Source organism: Anaerolineae bacterium, from assembly GCA_013178165.1.
In the GTDB taxonomy this organism is placed as follows: Bacteria; Chloroflexota; Anaerolineae; order Aggregatilineales; family Ch27; genus Ch27.
In genome coordinates, this window is record JABLXG010000024.1 from 19,932 (window position 1) to 38,997 (window position 19,066).

A 19,066-nucleotide genomic window follows, 5' to 3' on the forward strand; every position below is an offset into this window, starting at 1 on the left:
AGCCAGCGGGTAACTGACATTTCCAGCGGCAGGGACGGAAAAATCGATCGGCGCTGAAGGCCGCCGGTTAGTAGACCCTCTATGTAAAATTATACCGTTAGGCCGGGCAAAACTCCACATCGGCATTGTATTCTTAATGCACCTATAACGAGATATGGAAATTGTCCGGGCGTTCTGGCCCCTGGGCGCCGTATCACCGATACGCCGCCAGGATGGTCAGGCCAAGCGGGATCAGGCCCAGGACCGCCATCATCGCCAGCAGGATCAGGATGACGGTCACCACATTATTGACCTGTTCGGTGGTTTCGATTTCCCGGAGCGTATGACGTGCCGGCCCTCTGGCGGGAACCGGAGGTTGCACCGGGGGCGTATAGGGAGGTGGCGTCCAGGAGCCAGCCGGTGAAGTTTGCGGCTGGTAGGGCGGCTGGGCTGTCTGAGTGGGCAGGCTACCACTCACCGGTGTGGCGGCGACAGTAGGCGCAGCAGGGCGGACAGTGAGCGGTGCAACGAACTGGTTGGTGGCCTGGTGGCCCTGCCGGAGGTAGGTGATCAGAATCCGGCCAAGCTGGTCAGCGGTGCGGTAGCGGGACGCCGGCTCCTTGGACATCACCTTTTGGACAATCTGATCCAGTTCCGGGGGGATGGCTGGGTTGAAGTCGCTGACATGCGGCGGCTCCTGCTGGATGTGGGCCAGCGCCAGTTCTTGCTGGTCGGCACCGATGAAGGGCAGGCGACCGGTCAACATCTCAAAGAGTACAACACCGATCGAATACACATCGGAGGCGGGGGTAGGGCGCTCCCCCTGAGCCTGTTCCGGCGAGAAGTAGTGCGGGCTGCCCCATACAACACGCTGCTTTTCCCCGATGGAGGCATCGGAGAGCGCCTGAGCGATGCCGAAATCGGTGACTTTGACGATATCGCCCTCGGCGACCAGCACGTTCTGCGGCTTAACATCCGCATGCACCAGGCCGGAACGGTGGGCATAGCCGACGCCGGCACAGATCTTGATGGCGATATCCAGCGCCCGTTCCACCCGGAAAGGCGCCTCAGTGCGGATGAGCTTCTTCAAGTCCTGCCCGTCGACGAACTCCATGACAATGTAGTGCGTCTTGCCGGACTGGCCGACATCATGCACGGTGACGATGTTAGGGTGGCTCAGACGGGCGACGCTGCGCGCCTCGTTGCGGAAGCGCTCCAGAAAAGAAGGATCGGAGATGAGGCTGGGCCGCAGAATCTTGATGGCGACCATGCGGCCAAGCTCCTGGTCGTAAGCTTTGTAGATCACCGCCATACCGCCTGATCCCTGCTGGGCGATCAGGCGGTAGCGATTGTTGAGAAACGTTTCCTGGTTGCTCATCATCCGGTAATCCAATTCACCTGACTAGCATCCTGATTGTACCTGCAAACGGGCCAAGATGCTTGCATTTGGCCGGGGCCTGTGCTACGCTTCCTGCATACCGTCACAACTGCTCTGGTCAGGGGCAGGCCTGAAGTGCAGGCCTGTACGGCGAAGCCGGTGCGAATCCGGCGCTGCCCCGCAACGGTGATCGGGTCCACCCGTCAGTCCGGACGACCACCCTGGCCGGGTTCCTGTCTTTCGCGGAGGGGAGACAGGCGCCAGCACAGGCTGAGCAGGTGACCACCATGAACGGATCGGCCCTCCGCCGAGCCGTTTTTTTGTCCGGCGGAAGGCCGGAAGGGTGCTATGGACAAACCGCAACGCCAACAACACGCCGGTGGGGATCGGTTACTCCAGGCAGAAGGGGTCTCATGCCAGCTGGGAGATGTTGAGATTCTGCGGCAGGTGACCTTTCAACTGGCAGCGGGGGAACTGGTCGGGCTGGTAGGGCCAAACGGCGCTGGCAAATCGACGTTGCTCAGGGTGCTGGGTGGTCTGCTGACCACAGGAGTACAGGGCCGTATCGCATTGCTGGGCCGTCCGCTGAGTACCTATAGCCCGCGCGAGGTTGCCCGGCTGATCGCCCATGTGCCACAGGCCACCGCCCTGGACTTTCCGTTCACTGTACGGGATATCGTGCTGATGGGACGCAGCCCTTACCTGGGACGTTTTCAGCTGGAAGGGCCGCGCGACCGGACGATCGCAGAGTGGGCGATGCGCACCGCCGATGTGCTTCCGTTCGGTGGGCGGCTGGTCAGCACGTTGAGCGGCGGCGAACGCCAGCGTGTCCTGATTGCGCGGGCGCTGGCCCAGGAACCGGCTATCCTGTTGCTGGATGAGCCGACCAGCAACCTGGACATCAAACACCAGCTGGCCCTGCTGGAGATGGTGCGCTCCCTGGCTCATCGTGATGGCCTGGGTGTAGTGGCTGCGATTCACGATCTGCCGCTGGCGGCGCGTTTTTGCGACCGGATCGTGTTGCTCACCCAGGGGCGTGTTGTGGCAGCAGGGCGGCCGGATCAGGTGTTTACACCGGCGCGGCTGGCCCAGGTCTTTGGTGTTGAGGTGAGCGTGGAACGGGAGCCAACGACGGGGTATCTCCGGTTGTATCCACTGCGGCCGGCTTCCTGAGCGGGCGATCATCTGATCTTTGTCTTCCAGATTTGAGCAAATTGCCACAATCGAGCGGCAGTATTTTGCGTGCAGCGTGGTATAATCCACTAGGTTTTTTGCTGTGTCCACGCCGGTCTGCAGAATCGGCGCATCCCTATAGCGAACCTGGCATTTGCCATTAGCGTGAATGTCGCCGTCGCTCTTTACTGCACTGCTGGGCGGAAACGTATCGGGTGTGACCGCCACATGGAAAGGAACCACCATGACGAAGAAATGGGTATATCTCTTTGAAGAAGGTAATGCCAAGATGCGGGACCTCCTGGGAGGCAAGGGGGCCGGCCTGGCTGAGATGACCAACCTGGGCCTGCCCGTGCCGCCTGGGTTTACCTGCACCACCGAGGCCTGCCTAGAGTACCTGAACAACAATAACACCCTGCCGGAAGGTCTGTGGGAGCAGGTACTGGAAGGCATGGAGAAGCTGGGCAAGAAGATGGGGCGCAAGTTCGGCGACCCCAACAATCCGCTGCTGGTGTCCGTCCGTTCTGGCGCCAAGTTCTCCATGCCTGGCATGATGGACACGATCCTCAACCTGGGCCTCAACGATGAATCGGTGCATGCGCTGGCCGCCAAAGCCGATGAGCGTTTTGCCTGGGATGCCTACCGTCGCCTGGTGCAGATGTTCAGCAAAGTCGTGCTGGATGTCGAAGGCCACCTGTTTGAGGAGATCATCTCCCGGATCAAGCAGGAAGAGGGCGTCAAGACCGATCCGGAAATCTCCGCCGCGGGCTGGCAGAAGGCTGTCGCCGAATTCAAGGCGGTGACCAAGCGCGAGACCGGCATTGACTTCCCCCAGGACCCCTGGAAGCAACTCCAGCTGGCGATTGAAGCCGTGTTCAAGTCCTGGAATGGCAAGCGCGCTGTGGACTACCGTAATGCCACCGGCATCTCCCACAAGCTCGGTACGGCGGTGAATGTCCAGGCGATGGTCTTTGGCAACGTGGGCAATGACTCCGGCTCCGGCGTTGCCTTTACCCGCAACCCCTCCACTGGTGAGAAGGACTTCTTCGGCGAGTACCTGTTCAACGCGCAGGGCGAGGATGTGGTCTCCGGCGCCCGTACGCCAACCGAAGTCCACAAACTGAAGGAAGAAGCGCCTGCCGCCTGGGAAGCGCTGATGAATGTTGCCCGGATTCTGGAGCAGCACTACCGCGAAATGCAGGACATGGAGTTCACCATCGAGAATGGCAAGCTGTACATGCTCCAGACCCGCAATGGCAAGCGTACAGCGGCTGCCGCGGTGAAGATCGCGGTGGACATGGTGAACGAGGGCCTGATCACCAAGGAAGAGGCGGTCTCCCGTATCGAGCACTTCCAGATCGATCAGCTGCTGCATCCGCGTTTTGACCCCGAGGCGCTCAAGAAGGCTGTCAAGCTGACCAAGGGTCTGAATGCTTCGCCCGGAGCAGCCGTGGGTGAGGTCTACTTCGACGCCGATACCGCTGAGAAGAAGGCCAAGGAAGAAGGCAAGGCGGTTGTTCTGGTTCGTCCGGAAACCACGCCCGATGACGTGCATGGCATGCTGGCGGCCAAGGGTATCCTGACCCAGCATGGCGGCGCGACCAGCCATGCGGCTGTGGTGGCCCGTCAGCTGGGCAAGCCCTGCGTGGCCGGCGCTGAGGAGATCAAGATCGATCTCAAGGCGCGCCAGTTCACGGTGAAGGGCGTGACGATCAAAGAGGGTGATGTGATCTCGGTCGATGGCGCGACTGGCGAAGTGTACCAGGGCGCTATCCCGACGGTCGCCCCGAACTTCGACGAGCAGACCGATCTCAAGACCATCCTGGAATGGGCCGATCAGATCCGCAAGCTCCAGGTGTGGGCCAACGCGGACGATCCGCAGCAGGCTGCCCGCGCCCGCAGCTATGGCGCTCAGGGCATCGGCCTGTGCCGTACCGAGCACATGTTCCTCGGTGAGCGTACCGAGAAGTTCCAGGAAGCCATCCTGGCCGAGACGCCGGAGGAGTTCGACCGCGTCCTCAACGAGGTGCTCCTGCCGCTCCAGCGCGAGGACTTCTACGGTATCTTCAAGGTGATGGATGGTCTACCGGTGATCATCCGTTTGCTTGACCCGCCGCTGCACGAGTTCCTGCCTTCGCAGATCGAGCTGACCGAAGAGGTCGCCCGCATGGAAGGCGCTGGCCAGACCAATACGCCGGAGTATGCCAAGAAGAAGAAGCTGCTGGCGGCTGTCAACAATATGCATGAGTTCAACCCCATGCTGGGCCTGCGTGGCTGCCGCCTGGGCATCGTCATGCCCGGCCTGAACAAGATGCAGGTGCGCGCCATCTTTGAGGCGGCCTGCGACGCGGCCAAGGAAGGTGTGGTGGTCAAGCCAGAGGTCATGATCCCGCTGACCGCTCATGTGAACGAACTGAAGCATATCCAGCCGCTGCTGGAAGAAGTGGCCGAGCAGGTCATGGCCGAGAAGGGCATCCGTGTCGAGTACAAGTTCGGCACGATGATCGAGGTCCCGCGGGCGGCCCTGACTGCCGGCGAGATCGCGACAGTGGCCCAGTTCTTCAGCTTTGGCACCAACGACCTGACGCAGATGACGTTCGGGATCAGCCGCGACGACGCTGAGCGCAAGTTCCTGCTGCGCTATGCGGATGAAGGTGACCTGAACATCCTGCCCAAGAACCCCTTCCAGACACTGGATGAGGAAGGCGTCGGGAAGCTGATCTTCATGGCTGTGGAGGAGGGCCGTAAGACCCGTCCTGAGCTGGAAGTCGGCATCTGCGGCGAGCACGGCGGCGATCCGGCGTCGATCGACCTATGCCATCGTGCCGGCCTCAACTATGTGAGCTGCTCGCCGTTCCGCGTTCCGATCGCACGCCTGTCGGCGGCTCACGCCGCGATCAAGAATCGCTAAGCTGGCCACATAGCAGCAGAGTAGACGGGCGGGAAATTCAGCAGCGGGTTTCCCGCCCGTTATGTTTGTTGTCACCGAAAAGAGTTTGTCAGGGAGGACGCTGATGCCCAACAGAAGCACTTACGGGCTGGGGAATCACGGATTTACCAATCTGGAGCGCGAATACTGGAATCTGACGACCCCCGCGCTCTACGAGCAGATTGTGCGCTTCCGCGAGGGTGTGCTGGCCCATCATGGGCCGATCGTCGTCCGCACCGGCCAGCACACCGGCCGCTCGCCCCGGGACAAGTTCATCGTTGATGAGCCGTCTACATCCCAGGATATCTGGTGGGGGGATGTCAACCGACCGATCGATGCGGCGCACTTTGCCGGGCTGAAGCAGCGCCTGCTAGCCTACTTTCAGAACCGGGCAGCCTTTGTGCAGGATATGTATGTCGGGCGCGACCCGGCGTACCGGCTGCCCGTGCGCATCATCACCGAAACAGCCTGGCATAGCTTATTTGCCCGCAATATGTTCAGCCTGCCGGCGCCCGATGCACTGATCACCCACGTGCCAGAATATACGGTTATCAACGCGCCGTCATTCCATGCGCTTCCCCAACTGGATAACGTCAACTCGTCGGCTTTCATCCTGATCAGCTTCGCGGAACGGTTGATCTTGATCGGCGGGACGAGCTACGCCGGAGAGATCAAGAAGTCCCTCTTCAGTGTGATGAACTACCTGATGCCCCTGCGCGGCGTATTGCCCATGCATTGCTCCGCCAACTATGGCGAGAACGAGGACGATGTGGCGATCTTCTTCGGCCTCTCCGGCACGGGCAAGACCACACTATCCGCCGATTCCACCCGCACGCTGATCGGCGATGACGAACATGGCTGGTCAGAGACGGGCATCTTCAATTTCGAAGGGGGGTGTTACGCCAAAGTGATCCGCCTCGACCCGGCTGGCGAGCCGGAGATCTACCAGGCCACCCGCCGCTTCGGCACCATCCTGGAAAATGTTGTCATCGACCAGGACAGCCGGCGGGTTGACCTGAATGATAGCACCCACACGGAAAATACCCGCGCCTCCTATCCCCTCAGCCATATCCCTAACGCTTCCAGCACAGGCATGGCCGGTCATCCCCGTTATGTCATCTTCCTGACCGCGGACGCTTTTGGCGTGCTGCCGCCGGTTAGCCGCCTGACGCCGGAACAAGCCCAGTATCACTTCCTTTCCGGCTATACGGCCAGAGTAGCCGGTACGGAGAAAGGCATGGGGGAAGAACCGCAGGCTACCTTCAGCGCTTGTTTTGGGGCGCCGTTCATGGTGCATCCCCCACAGCGCTATGCCCAGATGCTGGCTGAGCGATTAGCCCGGCATAAATCGCAGGTCTGGCTGGTCAATACCGGCTGGACGGGCGGCCCGTATGGGGTAGGGCAACGCATGGCACTGGGGTACACACGGGCGATGATCCGCGCCATTCTGAGCGGCGAACTGGAAGGCGTAGCGATGCGGCTAGACCCGATTTTCGGGTTGCAGGTGCCGCAGCACGTCCCCGGTGTTCCGGAAGATATCCTTGACCCGCGCCTGACCTGGGCGGACGGGGATGCTTACGATCGCCAGGCGGTGCATCTGGCGGGGCTGTTCCACAAGAACTTCGCTCGCTTTGCGGCGGATGTACCGGCGGAGGTCAGGGCTGCCGGGCCAGTGATAGCCTCCGGGGAGTAAGGGGATATTATCAGGCGAGGCTGTCCGCCCGGCGACTGTGCGGGCCGGGCAGCCTCGCCCTGCAGCAGGCAATTAGCGCCGCAGGAAGGCTTCCACTTCGGCGCGGGTGGGCATGGATTCGGTGGCTCCTGGCCGGGTGACGCTGATCGCGCCGGTGGCACTGGCAAAGCGGATCGCCTCCGCCAGCGGTCTCCCCTCCGCCAGCGCGACGGCCAGCCCGCCATTGAAGGCGTCCCCGGCCCCGGTGGTATCCACAACCTTATCTACCCTGAATGCCGGGAAGTGCTGTGGCCCGCTGTCGTTGTAGAGCAACACGCCTTCGCTGCCAAGCGTCATGACCACGGTGTTGGCCCCATGGGCGCGGAGCGCGGCGCAAGCTTCCGTGGCGTTGACGCTGGAAACACCGGTGATGATGGCTGCCTCGGTCTGATTGGGGGTGATGATGTCTACCAGGGCCAGCAGGTCAGGCGTGAGCGGTTGGCCCGGGGCGGGGTTCAGGATAGTGGTGACCCCGTGCTGGCGGGCGATCTGCAGGCCGCGGCGGACGGCATCCGGCGGCGTCTCCAGCTGGGTCAAGAAGACCCGCGAGGCGGCGATGGCCGATTCAGCACGCTCGACATCGGCGGGGGAGACGCGCCAGTTGGCTCCTGAGGCTACGACAATGATGTTCTCGCCATGATCATCAACAATGATCGTGGCGACGCCGGTGGGGGCCTCGCCGTCCTGGATCACGTAGTCGGTTGCGATCCCGGCTTCCTGCCAGACTTTGAGCGCCATCTCACCAAACATATCACGCCCGATGCGCCCGACAAAAGTCACCGCTGCGCCGACCCGTGCCGCGGCCACAGCCTGGTTGGACCCTTTGCCGCCGGGGCCGGTTTTGAATCCGCTGCCCAGGATGGTTTCGCCAGGCTGGGGGATGCGCGGGCTGAAAGTCACCAGATCAGTGTTGTAGCTGCCCAGGACAACGATACGCGGTTTGTCCATGGAAGTCTCCTTCACAGAAGCGGGTAGGCTGACCTGCGTGCGAATGTACCCACCCCAACCCAAAAACGCAACGAGGGCGGCGCCATCAGCCGCCCTTGCCTGTATTCGGGTGTTTGGGGTGCTTATGACCCGGCGAGTTCGGGGTACAGGATGGCAAACAGGTCTTCCACCCCATCCACAATGTAGTGGCTGACGGCGCTGAGGTGCGCATCATTGCCGACGCTGACCCGCCCCTCGCGGACGGCGGTCAACCCCTGCACAGCAGGATCGGCCTGCCATGCCGTGATGTCCACCCAACTGGACAGGACGATAACCTCCGGGTCGAGCGTGAGCAGGGTTTCTGCGTCCACCTGTTTCCAGCCGTCAAGCCCGGCGGCGCAGGCGGCATTGACACCCCCGGCACGGCTGATCATGTCATCCAGCGTTGTCTGGCAACCGGCAATCCAGTTGTCCGTGGCGAGGTAGATCAGGCTTTTGCGCTGTTCCAGGATAGCGGTTTGTCCAGCGATAGCCTCCAGGCGATCGGTGAGATCGCCGACTAGGCGCTGGGCAGTGGCCCGAACGCCCAGAACCTGTCCCAGCCAGGTGATGTTGTCCAGCATGGCCGGGACGCTGGTGAAATCGCCGACGGCGATCACCGGGATGCCCGCAGCGGTAAGCTGCTGGCGCACCGCTTCATCAGTGAACGTAGCGGCCAGGACGAGGTCGGGTTCCAGGGCGATGATCTGTTCCGGATCGGCCTCCACGCGGGTCGGGGTGAAAGCGGTGAGCAGCGCTGTCGCGGCCAGGTTGCTGATGCCAGAGGCATCTGCCAGATGGCTCAGGGCGGCTACGCGCCCCGGTTCATCAGCGAGCAGGGCGGCCAGCAGTTCATCAGTGCCAAGGGTGAGGCTGACGATGGCCTCCGGGCGGGCGGGCAGCGTGACCTGCTGCCCCAGAGCGTCGGTGACGGTCAGCGGATAGGCCGGGTAGCGATCAGGGTAGAGGAAGGCCGCGACATCGGCGACGCCTTCAGCGATGAAGTGGCTGGTGGTGGAGAGGTGAGCGTCATTGACTACATAGACCCGGTTGGTGCGGACGGCCTGTAAATCTGCGTAGGCAGGGTTCTGACGGAAAGTCTCGGCGAATCCAGGGTCCCAGGGTGTCCAGCCGGTCAGGAGAATGACGTCAGGGTCCTGTTCCAGGATGAATTCATCGCCGAGCGGGTCGTACTGGGAGGCGCCGGCCTCTGCCGCAATGTCGATTCCGCCGGCTGCGGCAATAACTTCGGCGATGGTAGAAGGCGTCCCGCTGGTGTAGTTGCCCGGCGTCAGGAAGAGCACTTGCACCGGTTCGACTCCGGCGACTGCTTCGCTGACAGCGGCGATTTGCGCCTGCATCGCCGTGACCAGCGCCTCAGCTTCCGCCTCTTCGCCGACCAGTTCACCCAACATTCGCACGGCCTCCGCAATCGGTTCCAGGCCAACAGGAGCGGGCATCAGAAAAACGGTCAGCCCGGCATCGCGCAACTGCTGCACAACGGCGGGGTCTGTCCAGCTGGCGACAATGATGAGGTCTGGCTCCAGGCTGATCAGCAACTCAGGATCGGCGGTGAGCCGGTGCGGTACCAGCGCAGCTCTGGAGGCTACGTTGCTGATCCCAGGATCGTCGGCCAGGGTTGTGACGCCGATCAGGCGCTCCGGTTCCAGTAGCGAGAGCAGGATTTCATCGGAAGCGATAGTGACGCTGGCGATCCGGGTTGGCGGGGCGTCCAGCGTGACCGGCTGGCCTGCCGCGTCGATGATCGTGCGCGGCCACTGGCCGCTCTGGGCCTGGGCTGGCTGCGGCAGGCTGATTGCCGCGATCAGAGTAACGAAGGACAGCAGAATGACGATGCGTAAGGCTTTCATGGCTTTCTCCCTCAACCAGTAGCTAGGACGATGGACGCTGGCCTACAGCGAAACGAACTGGCGGCGGTTGCGCCAGAGCAAAAACAGGAAGAAAGGTGCGCCCAGCAGGGCGGTGATCAGGCCGACCTGCAGTTCGGCGGGTTGCAGGGCCAGGCGAGCGATTGTGTCACAGACAACCAGCAACGTTGCGCCGCCAAGCGCGCTGGCTGGCAACAGCACACGGTGGTCAGGACCGATGATCAGGCGCAGGGCATGAGGCACGATCAGGCCCACAAAACCGACCCCGCCTGCCACGCTGACCGCGGCACCTGTCAACAATGAGGCCAGGGCCAGCAGGATTACCCGTGTGCGGGCGACGTTGACTCCCAGGCCCTGCGCTGTTTCCTCCCCCAGCAACAGCAGGTTCAGGTCACGGCTGAAGGCCGTCAGCAACAAGATGCCGGTCAGGACTGGCAAGATCAGTACATTGAGGTGCTCGCTGCCGCGCCCGCGCAGGCCACCCACCAGCCAGGTGAGGATGGCCTGTACCTCTCCGAATTCAGCGCCAAGCAGCAGGATGGCAGAGGTGACGGCCCCCATAAACGAGTTAACGGCCACCCCAGCCAGCAACAGGGTGGGAATCTGGGTGCGGCCATTGACCAGCGAAAGGGTGTAGACGATAGTGACGGCAACCATGCCACCGATGAAAGCGGCCAGAGGCAGCGCCCACAGGCTACCCGCTGCCAGACCGCTGGTCAGGGCGATCACCGCGCCCAGCCCACCGCCGGCGCTGACGCCAATGATGCCGGGATCGGCCAGCGGGTTGCGGAAGATACCCTGCATGGTTGCCCCGGCAATGGCCAGCGCAGCGCCGACAAAGATACCCACCAGGGCGCGGGGCAGCCGGACCATGACCACGATACGCACCTGAGCTTCGGGAAATTCGCCCAGACCGGGGATGCCGAGTCGGGCCAGCAGGATGCGGGCAACATCGCCGGCAGGGATGGCTGATGAGCCACTGCTGACGGAGAAGATCACTGCCAGCACCAGCAGGATCAACAGCGCTCCACTGACGATGATCAGTCGCTGCCTGACGGGACGGTCAGCCAGCCAGAAGGCGGGAGAGGTTTCTGCATGATGAGAAAACAATGCCCGCTCCATTTCTTACACCGGGAGCGGGGCATCATGTACGCCACAGTCGTACACGGGGGTCTCGTTGCCGATCGCCGGGCAACGGTCCCCAGCGATACAGCAGCAGTTCCCGGCCCCACTCCACGAAGGCCAGAACTCGGTTCAAGGCGGGCGTCCGGGCTTGCGTTTCCTGCTGCTGAGGAACCGCTTACCGTTGCGGGGCAGCGTCGGACTTGCACCGACTTCGCCATTGTGTCCTGCCATCCGGGGCGAGCGGACACCTTGACCGGAGCAACTGTCAGCTTGTGAACTGGAAATTACTGTAGCATCAGGCTAGGGGGCTGTCAAGAAACGCCTGGCATGCGGCATGGTGCAGAGACCAGGAGACTGGGAGGCTGGAGGTCCGGAGTGGCTCTGTAGCCGGCAGCGTGCACCTATTAGTCCTTGTTAACCTGGACAGGCGCCCTTGCTGGTTGCCGGTGGTTGGTTGCAGGCCCGGATTCGCTTCTGTACAATACCGCTCTGTGCCCGGTGATCAAGCCGGGCGCTGCGCAGGCTGTGGAACTCCAGCCGAGATTCGGGTTTTGCCGCTTTTTTGCTTGCACAACAGGGTGGGGTATGGGTGATGATGCCTGGGTGATCCGTGAGGCGCAGGTCAGTCTGGAACGTCTGCTGCCACGCCTGCAGCCGGAAGTTCCAGATCGTGCTGACTGGCAGGCCTTTGAGCGGCGGCTGCGCCTGCAGTTCCCGCGACTGTTCCGGTTGTTGCTGCATCTTTACGGGTGGCGGTACGACTTCTTCTACCATCTGGAGCAAATCCTGCTGGGCGCGGCGCGGATGTATCGTGAACGCCCGGCAGAACTGAAAGCCCTGGATATTCAGCGAGAAGCTGATCCGCTGTGGTTCCAGCGCGAATCGATGATGGGCGGCGTATGCTATGTGGATCGGTTCGCCGGTACGTTACAGGGCGTCCGTGAACGTATCCCTTACTTTCAGGAACTCGGATTGACGTATCTGCACCTGATGCCTCTCTTCCTGGCTCCGGCGGAAAACAACGATGGCGGCTATGCGGTCAGCAGTTATCGGGAAGTCAACCCATCGCTGGGCAGCATGCACGATCTGCGCGCGCTGGCGACCGACCTTCGCCGTCATTGGATCAGCCTGGTGCTCGATTTTGTCTTCAACCATACCTCTAATGAGCACGAATGGGCACAGCGGGCGCTGGCCGGGGAGGAACGCTACCAGGCCTACTACCTGATGTTCGATGACCGCACGTTGCCGGATCAGTATGAGCGCCATCTGCGTGAAATCTTCCCGGAGCAGGACCCCGGCAGTTTCACCTACCTGCCGCAGATCAACAAGTGGGTGTGGACGACCTTCCGGCACTTTCAGTGGGACCTGAATTACGCCAACCCAGAAGTCTTCGGGGCGATGCTGCAGGAGATGTTGTTCCTGGCCAACCAGGGGGTGGAAGTCCTGAGGCTGGACGCTGTGGCCTTTGTGTGGAAGCAGATGGGCACCACCTGCGAGAATCTGCCGGAAGCGCATATGATCATCCAGGCGTTCAACGCCCTGGCTCAGGTGGTTGCGCCGGCGATGGTTTTCAAGTCGGAAGCGATTGTGCATCCCGACTTTGTGGCTCAGTATATTGGCTGGGAGGAGTGCCCACTTTCCTACAATCCTACGCTGATGAATCTGCTCTGGGAAGCGCTGGCCACCCGTGAGGTGCGCCTGCTGCGGCATTCGATGATCAAACGCCTGCCGATCCCGGCTGATTGCGCCTGGGTGAACTATGTGCGCTGCCATGATGATATTGGCTGGAGTTTTGCCGATGAGGATGCCGCCGAACTGGACATCAACGGCTTCGACCACCGGCAGTTTCTCAACGATTTCTACACAGGCCGGTTTCCGGGCAGTTTCGCCAGCGGACTGCCGTTCAACTACAATCCGCGCACGCGGGACATGCGGATATCGGGCATGGCGGCATCGCTGGCTGGTCTGGAGCAGGCCCTGCAACGCGCTGATCCCCTGCTGATCGAGCACGCCGTGCGGCGTATCCTGCTGATTCACAGCATTATCCTCAGCATTGGCGGCATCCCCCTGCTTTACCTGGGGGATGAACTGGGCACGATCAACGACTATCGCTACCGGCAGAATCCGGCCATTGCCGATGATAGCCGCTGGGTACACCGGCCAGTCTTTGACTGGCAGCGGGCCGCCGAACGCACCGATCCGGCGACATTGACCGGACGCATCTTTCAGACACTCACACGCCTGATTGCGGTGCGCAAAGTATGCCCGGCCCTTGCTAATGGCCAGACCGAGTGCTTCGATACTGGTAATCCCCATGTTTTCGGGTATGTGCGGCAGGGCAGGGTGCTGGCGCTGGCGAACTTCTCTGAGCATTCCCAGCCAGTAGCGCCAACAGTGCTGGCGCAACACTGGTCGATTCCCCGGCGCGTGGTGAACCTGGTCACTGGTCAGCTTCAGCCCATCGGCGAGATTCTGGAGCTGGAGGCGTACCAGTTTCTGTGGCTGGCTGAGGCGGATGCAACGGGTCAGCAGGTGCCATAAATCGCTGACTTATGGTATCATGCCCTCAGAACGGAGCAGTGGCCTCTACAAGGGGCCTCTACGAGGATCGCAGGGCATGTCCGAACAACCGGCCCTTCCATGGATGATTGAGTTTCGCATCCCTGGGGCATCAAGTGTTGCCAAGCTCAGGGTGGAGGGGGAAGCGGTTATTGGCCGGGTTGATCGCGATAACGGTGTGTTGCCCGATCTAGACCTGACTCCCTGGGGAGCGATGGAAAAAGGGGTGGCGCCCCGCCATGTCAGGCTCGCCGTTGTTGACGAGCAACTCATGGTGGCCGATCTGGGTTCTGGCAAACCGACTTTGCTCAACGGTGCCCTCCTGACGGCTACGCCACACGTGTTGAATCATGGCGATGACCTGCAGCTTGGTGTACTGCACCTGCAGGTTAATGTCATTGCTTCGCCTAACCGGGGCGGCATCGTCCAGCATCAGCAGAATGTCGAACTGGTCGACGATCCGGCGCCGGGGCGCGGGCAGTCAATCCTGATTGTGGAGGATGAAGCGGAGACGGCGGAGATCTTCCGGCTGATCATGGAACGGGCCGGGTTCAAGCCACATATCTGCCGGGAAGTGGTGAGCGCCATCCGGGTTCTCAACAGTGAAGCGCCAAGCGCCATCATCCTCGATCTCATGTTGCCGGACATTCACGGGCTGGAGCTGTGCCGGTATGTGCGGCGGGATGTGGAACGGCGGGAAATCCCGATTGTGGTGGTCAGCGCCGCAGCCAAGCAGGCGACGATCAACCAGGTCATGGAAGTCGGGGCCGATGTATTCCTGGGCAAACCGTTCAGTATGCACGAGCTGGTGCGGGTGGTAGCTTCACTGGTCAAGTGGTACGAGTCCAAGAAGCCACTTTCTCAAACCAAGCAACTGGTTGGCACGGCGCGGCTGAAAGGCATGCCTGCTGATGTCCGGCGGGATGCGGTAGTGCTGTTCGTTGCAGGTTATCAGGAACCCATTGCGGTGGTGGTCCCCTCCCGCATTACCATTGGGCGGCGCAGCGGCAGTACATCGCGGCGCCCCCACGTAGACCTGGAACGGTACGGCGCGTTTGACGCCGGCGTTTCCCGCATTCATGCTGCGATTCACCGCGAACCGGATGGGTTCTCCATCGAGGACCTGGGCAGCAGCAATGGCACGTTCGTCAATAACGTGCGGATTGCGCCCAATCAGCGTGTCCCCCTGAAAAACGCTACCGAGGTCATCCTAGGTAGCCTGCCGGTGCGCGTGTTCTTCTTCACCGAGGACGATCTCGAAATCATCCAGGGAGCAGCCCCATTGGGATAAAGAGGGTGTTCCCGGCGGTTCTCTTGGCTTGCCGCCGGGGAACTGGTGAAAGCCGGAGCGGGATGAGTCCCGGTTGGGGCGTTTTGCGCCAGCGCGGGCTTGAATGTCGTTCCTGGCAAAGGTAGTATCGTGTCTGTTTTGGTCGCGGGGTATGCCGTGCAGGCACCAGTGGAGTCGCCATCTTATGTGGACGTACCAGGAAGCACTGGACTATCTCTATAGCTTCACCAACTACGAAGTGCGCCGGGAGGTGCGTTATGCGCCGGAAGTCATGAACCTGGATCGTCCCAACCAGCTTCTGGCCGCTGTGGGCAATCCACACCGCGCTTACCCCATCATTCATATCGCCGGAACCAAAGGGAAGGGTTCGGTAGGGGCGTATTGCCAGGCGGCGCTGCAGGCTGCCGGCTTGCGCGTTGGTTTGTACTCGTCGCCGCATCTGCAAGAGTTTCGCGAGCGTTTCCGGGTGAATGATGACATGATCGGCGAGCTGGAACTGGCGGCGTTACTGGCCGAACTCAAACCCGCCGCGAACACTATCCCGGGGCTGACCTGGTTCGAGGTGACAACCGTCCTGGGGTTTCTCTACTTTAAGCGGCAGGCCGTTGACGCGCTGGTGCTGGAAGTTGGGCTGGGGGGACGGCTGGACGCCACCAATGTGGTGACGCCGCTGGTCTCCGTGATCACCAGCCTGAGCTATGACCATATGCATCTGCTGGGTAATACGCTGGCAGAGATCGCCAGGGAAAAAGCCGGCATCATCAAGCCTGGCGTGCCGGTGGTTAGCGCGCCGCAGGAGGCCGAGGCTGCTGCTGTGCTGGAAGAGGTTGCTGCTGAGCGTGGAGCGCCGCTACTGGTGATCGGTCGGGATTGGCAGGTGGTGCCGGGTCACAGTACACGCCAGGGACAACGCTTCCTGGCAGGGCCGGCGAGGCAACTGCGCGAATACTGGACGCCGCTGGCGGGGCATCACCAGGCCATCAATGGCGCGGTAGCGCTGGCCGCGCTGACGCTGGTTCGCCAGCAAGGGGTGGCGTTGCCGCCCGAACTGGTAAGTGGAGGCAAGTTACAGGCGAACTGGCCGGGCCGCTTTGAAATTGTTGACATGGAGCCAGTCATTGTCCTGGACGCGGCGCACAATGCGGCCTCGGCGCAGTGCCTGCGGGACACGGTGTTGGAAGTCTTTCCGGAAAAAGTCACCCGGGTGCTGGTATTTGGTGCTTCAGCGGATAAAGATGTGGCTGGGATGTTCCGGGCGCTGTTGCCGGAGATAGATCATCTGGTCCTGACCCATGCGGATCATCCGCGGGCGTTGGATGTTGACACCCTGGCAGCGGAGGCGTTGGCGGCAGGTTTCAGCGGCCAGATGGTTCAGGCGCCGACGGTGGCGCAGGCGCTGGAAGAAGCCCGTTCCCTGGCTGGCCCGGCGGGGATAGTGGTGCTGACAGGATCGCTGTTTGTGGTGGGCGAAGCGCGCAATGCGCTTGGTCTGGCGGTGGGGCGGGCGACGTATCTGGATGCTATGGCTGGTCAGGCCGCGCAGGCGGCCGCCAGTGATGAGCCGTTGGGGATGTAATCAGCGGGAATTCGGGCTGCTATGTTCATCATGGGTTATGGGGAAAACGACTTCTATGATATACGCAACGCGGAACTGGACGCCGATGGGCTGATTGAGGCGCCGCTTATCCCGCTGCGCGATCTGGTCGTTTATCCCAACATGGTTACCCCGCTCTTTGTTGGGCGGGAGTCTTCTCTGCTGGCGATTCAGGCCGCCCAGGCTGAGGGGCGCACCGTGATCGGGGTGGCCCAGCGGGATGTGAATGTGCCGAATCCGATGCCCGACGACCTGTATCGAATGGGTACGGAGATGGCCATGGGGCGGGTGATGCGCATGCCGGACGGCACGGTGAGCGTGCTGGGGCAGGGTCGCCGCCGGGTGGAGATCGTCGAATTCCTGACGACTCAACCCTATATCCGGGTCCGGGCGCGGCCAATCGTGGAGGAGCGATCCGCTCCAATCCCCCGGCAGACCCAGGCCCATATGCGCGCTGTGCTGGCTCTGTTTGAGCGCTGTGTCAACCTCAACCACAACATCCCGGAAGAGGCGTACATTTATGCGCTCAACATTGAAGACCCCGGCTGGCTGGCCGACGCCATCGCTTCGACGCTCAATCTGTCGCTGGCGGAGCGACAGACGATCCTGGAGTTGCTTGATCCTGCCGAACGGCTGCGCAAGGTAGGGATGTACCTGGGGCGGGAACTGGACGTGTTGCAACTAGAGGACGAAATCCAGTCCCAGGTGCAGCAGGAGATGGATCGCGGGCAACGCGAGGTCTTCCTGCGGGAGCAGATGCGCGTCATCCAGAGCGAACTGGGCGAGATGGATGTGTTCCAGCAGGAACTGAACGAATTGCAGGAACAGATCGCCGCCGCCCAGATGCCGGATGAGATTGCGGACAAAGCGTACAAGGAACTTAGCCGGCTGAGCATGCTATCGCCCATGGCGCCGGAAGTTGGTGTGATCCGGACGTACCTGGACTGGCTGATCAGCCTGCCCTGGCAAGCGACCAGCGAAGATAATCTCGATCTGGCCCATGCTGCGCGGGTACTGGATAGCGCGCACTACGGCCTGCCCAAGGCTAAAGAGCGTGTGCTGGAGCACATCGCGGTACGCAAGATTGCACCGTCGACGGTGAAAAGCCCGATCCTGTGCTTTGTCGGGCCGCCCGGCACGGGCAAGACTTCCCTGGGGCAGAGCATCGCTGAGGCGCTGGGGCGCGAATTTGTGCGGGTTAGTCTGGGTGGTGTGCGCGACGAGGCGGAAATCCGCGGCCATCGCCGTACTTACATCGGGGCGATGCCCGGACGGATCATCCAGACCATGCGCCGGGTACGGACGATCAACCCGGTGTTCATGCTCGATGAGATCGACAAGCTAGGACAGGACTTCCGTGGCGACCCCGCTGCAGCCCTGCTGGAAGTACTCGACCCGGAGCAGAACAACGCTTACAGCGACCACTATCTGGAAGTGCCGTACGATCTATCGCGGGTGATGTTTATCACCACGGCCAACTATCTGGACCCGCTGCCTCCGGCATTGCTCGACCGGCTGGAGGTCATCGAGTTCTCCGGCTACACCGAGGAAGACAAGCTGGCGATTGCCCGCCAGTTCCTGATTCCCAAGCAACTGGAGGCGCACGGCTTGCGGGACCTCGGTATTCAGATCGACGACGCTACGCTCAGGGCGATCATCCGCGACTACACATTTGAAGCGGGGGTACGCAACCTGAACCGCGAGATCGCCAACATCTGCCGCAAGATTGCCCGGCGGGTGGCGGAGGGTAAACGTTACCCGCGTCGGGTGCGTCCGTCCATGCTACAGCGCTACCTGGGGCCGGTACGTTTTATGCACATCCTGGCTGAAGAGCAGGATGAGATCGGGGTGGCTACCGGTGTCGCCTGGACGGAGGCTGGCGGCGATATCATGGTCGTCGAGGCGGCCCTGATGCCCGGCAAGGGTGACCTGCAGCTCACCGGCCAGCTCGGCGAGGTGATGCGCGAGTCTGCCCAGGCTGCGTTGACCTACGCCCGATCGCGGGCAGCGTCACTGGGAATTGACGTCGAACGTTTCGAAGAGACCGATATTCACATCCATGTCCCGGAGGGAGCTATACCCAAAGATGGGCCATCCGCCGGTGTGACCATGACTGTTGCCCTGATCTCGGCGCTAACACGGCGGCCAGTGCGCCGGGAAGTGGCCATGACCGGCGAGATTACCCTGCGTGGCAGGGTGCTGCCGGTGGGTGGGATCAAGGAGAAGCTCCTGGCCGCTCACCGGGTGGGCATCAAGCAATTCTTCCTCCCAGCCAAGAACAAGCCTGATCTGGAAGAATTGCCAAAGCGTGTATTGAAAGACATGCAGGTCGTGCCGGTTGATCACATTGACACCATACTTGAGCAGGTGTTGCTCCCTGCGGTAGACTCGGGAGAGCAGACCAGGGGCGAGGCCGAGGACGAAGAGACTGAGGCTACAGAGACGTAGCGG

General features: G+C 61.8%; 11 protein-coding genes and 2 riboswitches. Of the genes, 7 read left to right on the plus strand and 4 right to left on the minus strand.

Features of this window, described 5'->3' with window-relative positions:
• Positions 1-193: 193 nt before the first annotated feature.
• A complete protein-coding gene (locus HPY64_13695) occupies positions 194-1,357 on the minus strand; it encodes a serine/threonine protein kinase (protein ID NPV68188.1) in 1,164 nt (387 codons plus the stop codon).
• 104 nt (positions 1,358-1,461) lie between these two features.
• Positions 1,462-1,596: riboswitch (cobalamin riboswitch) on the plus strand.
• Positions 1,597-1,705: 109 nt separating this feature from the next.
• Between HPY64_13695 and HPY64_13700 the strand changes: the two genes are divergently transcribed.
• The 3 genes from HPY64_13700 to pckA all read left to right on the plus strand — a co-directional run bounded on the left by HPY64_13700 (position 1,706) and on the right by pckA (position 7,152).
• Entirely contained in the window at positions 1,706-2,530 is an 825-nt protein-coding gene (locus HPY64_13700; GenBank protein NPV68189.1) for a heme ABC transporter ATP-binding protein, read from the plus strand.
• Between the two features lie 244 nt (positions 2,531-2,774).
• Complete coding sequence (locus tag HPY64_13705) at positions 2,775-5,441, plus strand: pyruvate, phosphate dikinase (GenBank protein NPV68190.1); 2,667 nt, start codon at positions 2,775-2,777, stop codon at positions 5,439-5,441.
• A 103-nt stretch (positions 5,442-5,544) separates the two neighbouring features.
• Complete coding sequence (gene pckA, locus HPY64_13710; protein NPV68191.1) at positions 5,545-7,152, plus strand: phosphoenolpyruvate carboxykinase (ATP); 1,608 nt, start codon at positions 5,545-5,547, stop codon at positions 7,150-7,152.
• Between the two features lie 72 nt (positions 7,153-7,224).
• Here pckA and rbsK read toward each other — a convergent pair whose 3' ends face one another.
• From rbsK to HPY64_13725, 3 genes are all read right to left on the minus strand, one after another.
• Entirely contained in the window at positions 7,225-8,139 is a 915-nt protein-coding gene (rbsK, locus tag HPY64_13715) for a ribokinase (GenBank protein NPV68192.1), read from the minus strand.
• A gap of 122 nt (positions 8,140-8,261) precedes the next feature.
• Positions 8,262-10,028, minus strand: a complete 1,767-nt coding sequence (locus HPY64_13720) for an ABC transporter substrate-binding protein (GenBank protein NPV68193.1) — start codon at positions 10,026-10,028, stop codon at positions 8,262-8,264.
• A gap of 42 nt (positions 10,029-10,070) precedes the next feature.
• Positions 10,071-11,156, minus strand: coding sequence for an iron ABC transporter permease (locus HPY64_13725; GenBank protein ID NPV68194.1), 1,086 nt, complete (start codon positions 11,154-11,156; stop codon positions 10,071-10,073).
• A 130-nt stretch (positions 11,157-11,286) separates the two neighbouring features.
• Positions 11,287-11,438: riboswitch (cobalamin riboswitch) on the minus strand.
• A 318-nt stretch (positions 11,439-11,756) separates the two neighbouring features.
• Here HPY64_13725 and HPY64_13730 point away from each other — a divergent pair.
• The 4 genes from HPY64_13730 (at position 11,757) to lon (ending at position 19,063) form a co-directional block, all read left to right on the plus strand.
• Positions 11,757-13,712, plus strand: a complete 1,956-nt coding sequence (locus HPY64_13730; protein NPV68195.1) for an amylosucrase — start codon at positions 11,757-11,759, stop codon at positions 13,710-13,712.
• A 76-nt stretch (positions 13,713-13,788) separates the two neighbouring features.
• On the plus strand, positions 13,789-15,021 hold the full coding sequence (locus HPY64_13735; protein ID NPV68196.1) for an FHA domain-containing protein: 1,233 nt from the start codon (positions 13,789-13,791) through the stop codon (positions 15,019-15,021).
• Between the two features lie 184 nt (positions 15,022-15,205).
• Entirely contained in the window at positions 15,206-16,597 is a 1,392-nt protein-coding gene (locus tag HPY64_13740) for a bifunctional folylpolyglutamate synthase/dihydrofolate synthase (protein ID NPV68197.1), read from the plus strand.
• A 30-nt stretch (positions 16,598-16,627) separates the two neighbouring features.
• Positions 16,628-19,063, plus strand: coding sequence for an endopeptidase La (gene lon, locus HPY64_13745; protein NPV68198.1), 2,436 nt, complete (start codon positions 16,628-16,630; stop codon positions 19,061-19,063).
• The last annotated feature ends 3 nt before the right edge of the window (positions 19,064-19,066 follow it).

What these genes read in the sequence shown, in the direction of transcription:
- HPY64_13695 (NPV68188.1), bottom strand. Translation starts at nt 1,357, where the DNA reads ATGAGCAACCAGGAAACGTTTCTCAACAATCGCTACCGCCTGATCGCC.
- HPY64_13700 (NPV68189.1), top strand. Translation starts at nt 1,706, where the DNA reads ATGGACAAACCGCAACGCCAACAACACGCCGGTGGGGATCGGTTACTC.
- HPY64_13705 (NPV68190.1), top strand. Translation starts at nt 2,775, where the DNA reads ATGACGAAGAAATGGGTATATCTCTTTGAAGAAGGTAATGCCAAGATG.
- pckA (NPV68191.1), top strand. Translation starts at nt 5,545, where the DNA reads ATGCCCAACAGAAGCACTTACGGGCTGGGGAATCACGGATTTACCAAT.
- rbsK (NPV68192.1), bottom strand. Translation starts at nt 8,139, where the DNA reads ATGGACAAACCGCGTATCGTTGTCCTGGGCAGCTACAACACTGATCTG.
- HPY64_13720 (NPV68193.1), bottom strand. Translation starts at nt 10,028, where the DNA reads ATGAAAGCCTTACGCATCGTCATTCTGCTGTCCTTCGTTACTCTGATC.
- HPY64_13730 (NPV68195.1), top strand. Translation starts at nt 11,757, where the DNA reads ATGGGTGATGATGCCTGGGTGATCCGTGAGGCGCAGGTCAGTCTGGAA.
- HPY64_13735 (NPV68196.1), top strand. Translation starts at nt 13,789, where the DNA reads ATGTCCGAACAACCGGCCCTTCCATGGATGATTGAGTTTCGCATCCCT.
- HPY64_13740 (NPV68197.1), top strand. Translation starts at nt 15,206, where the DNA reads ATGTGGACGTACCAGGAAGCACTGGACTATCTCTATAGCTTCACCAAC.
- lon (NPV68198.1), top strand. Translation starts at nt 16,628, where the DNA reads ATGGGTTATGGGGAAAACGACTTCTATGATATACGCAACGCGGAACTG.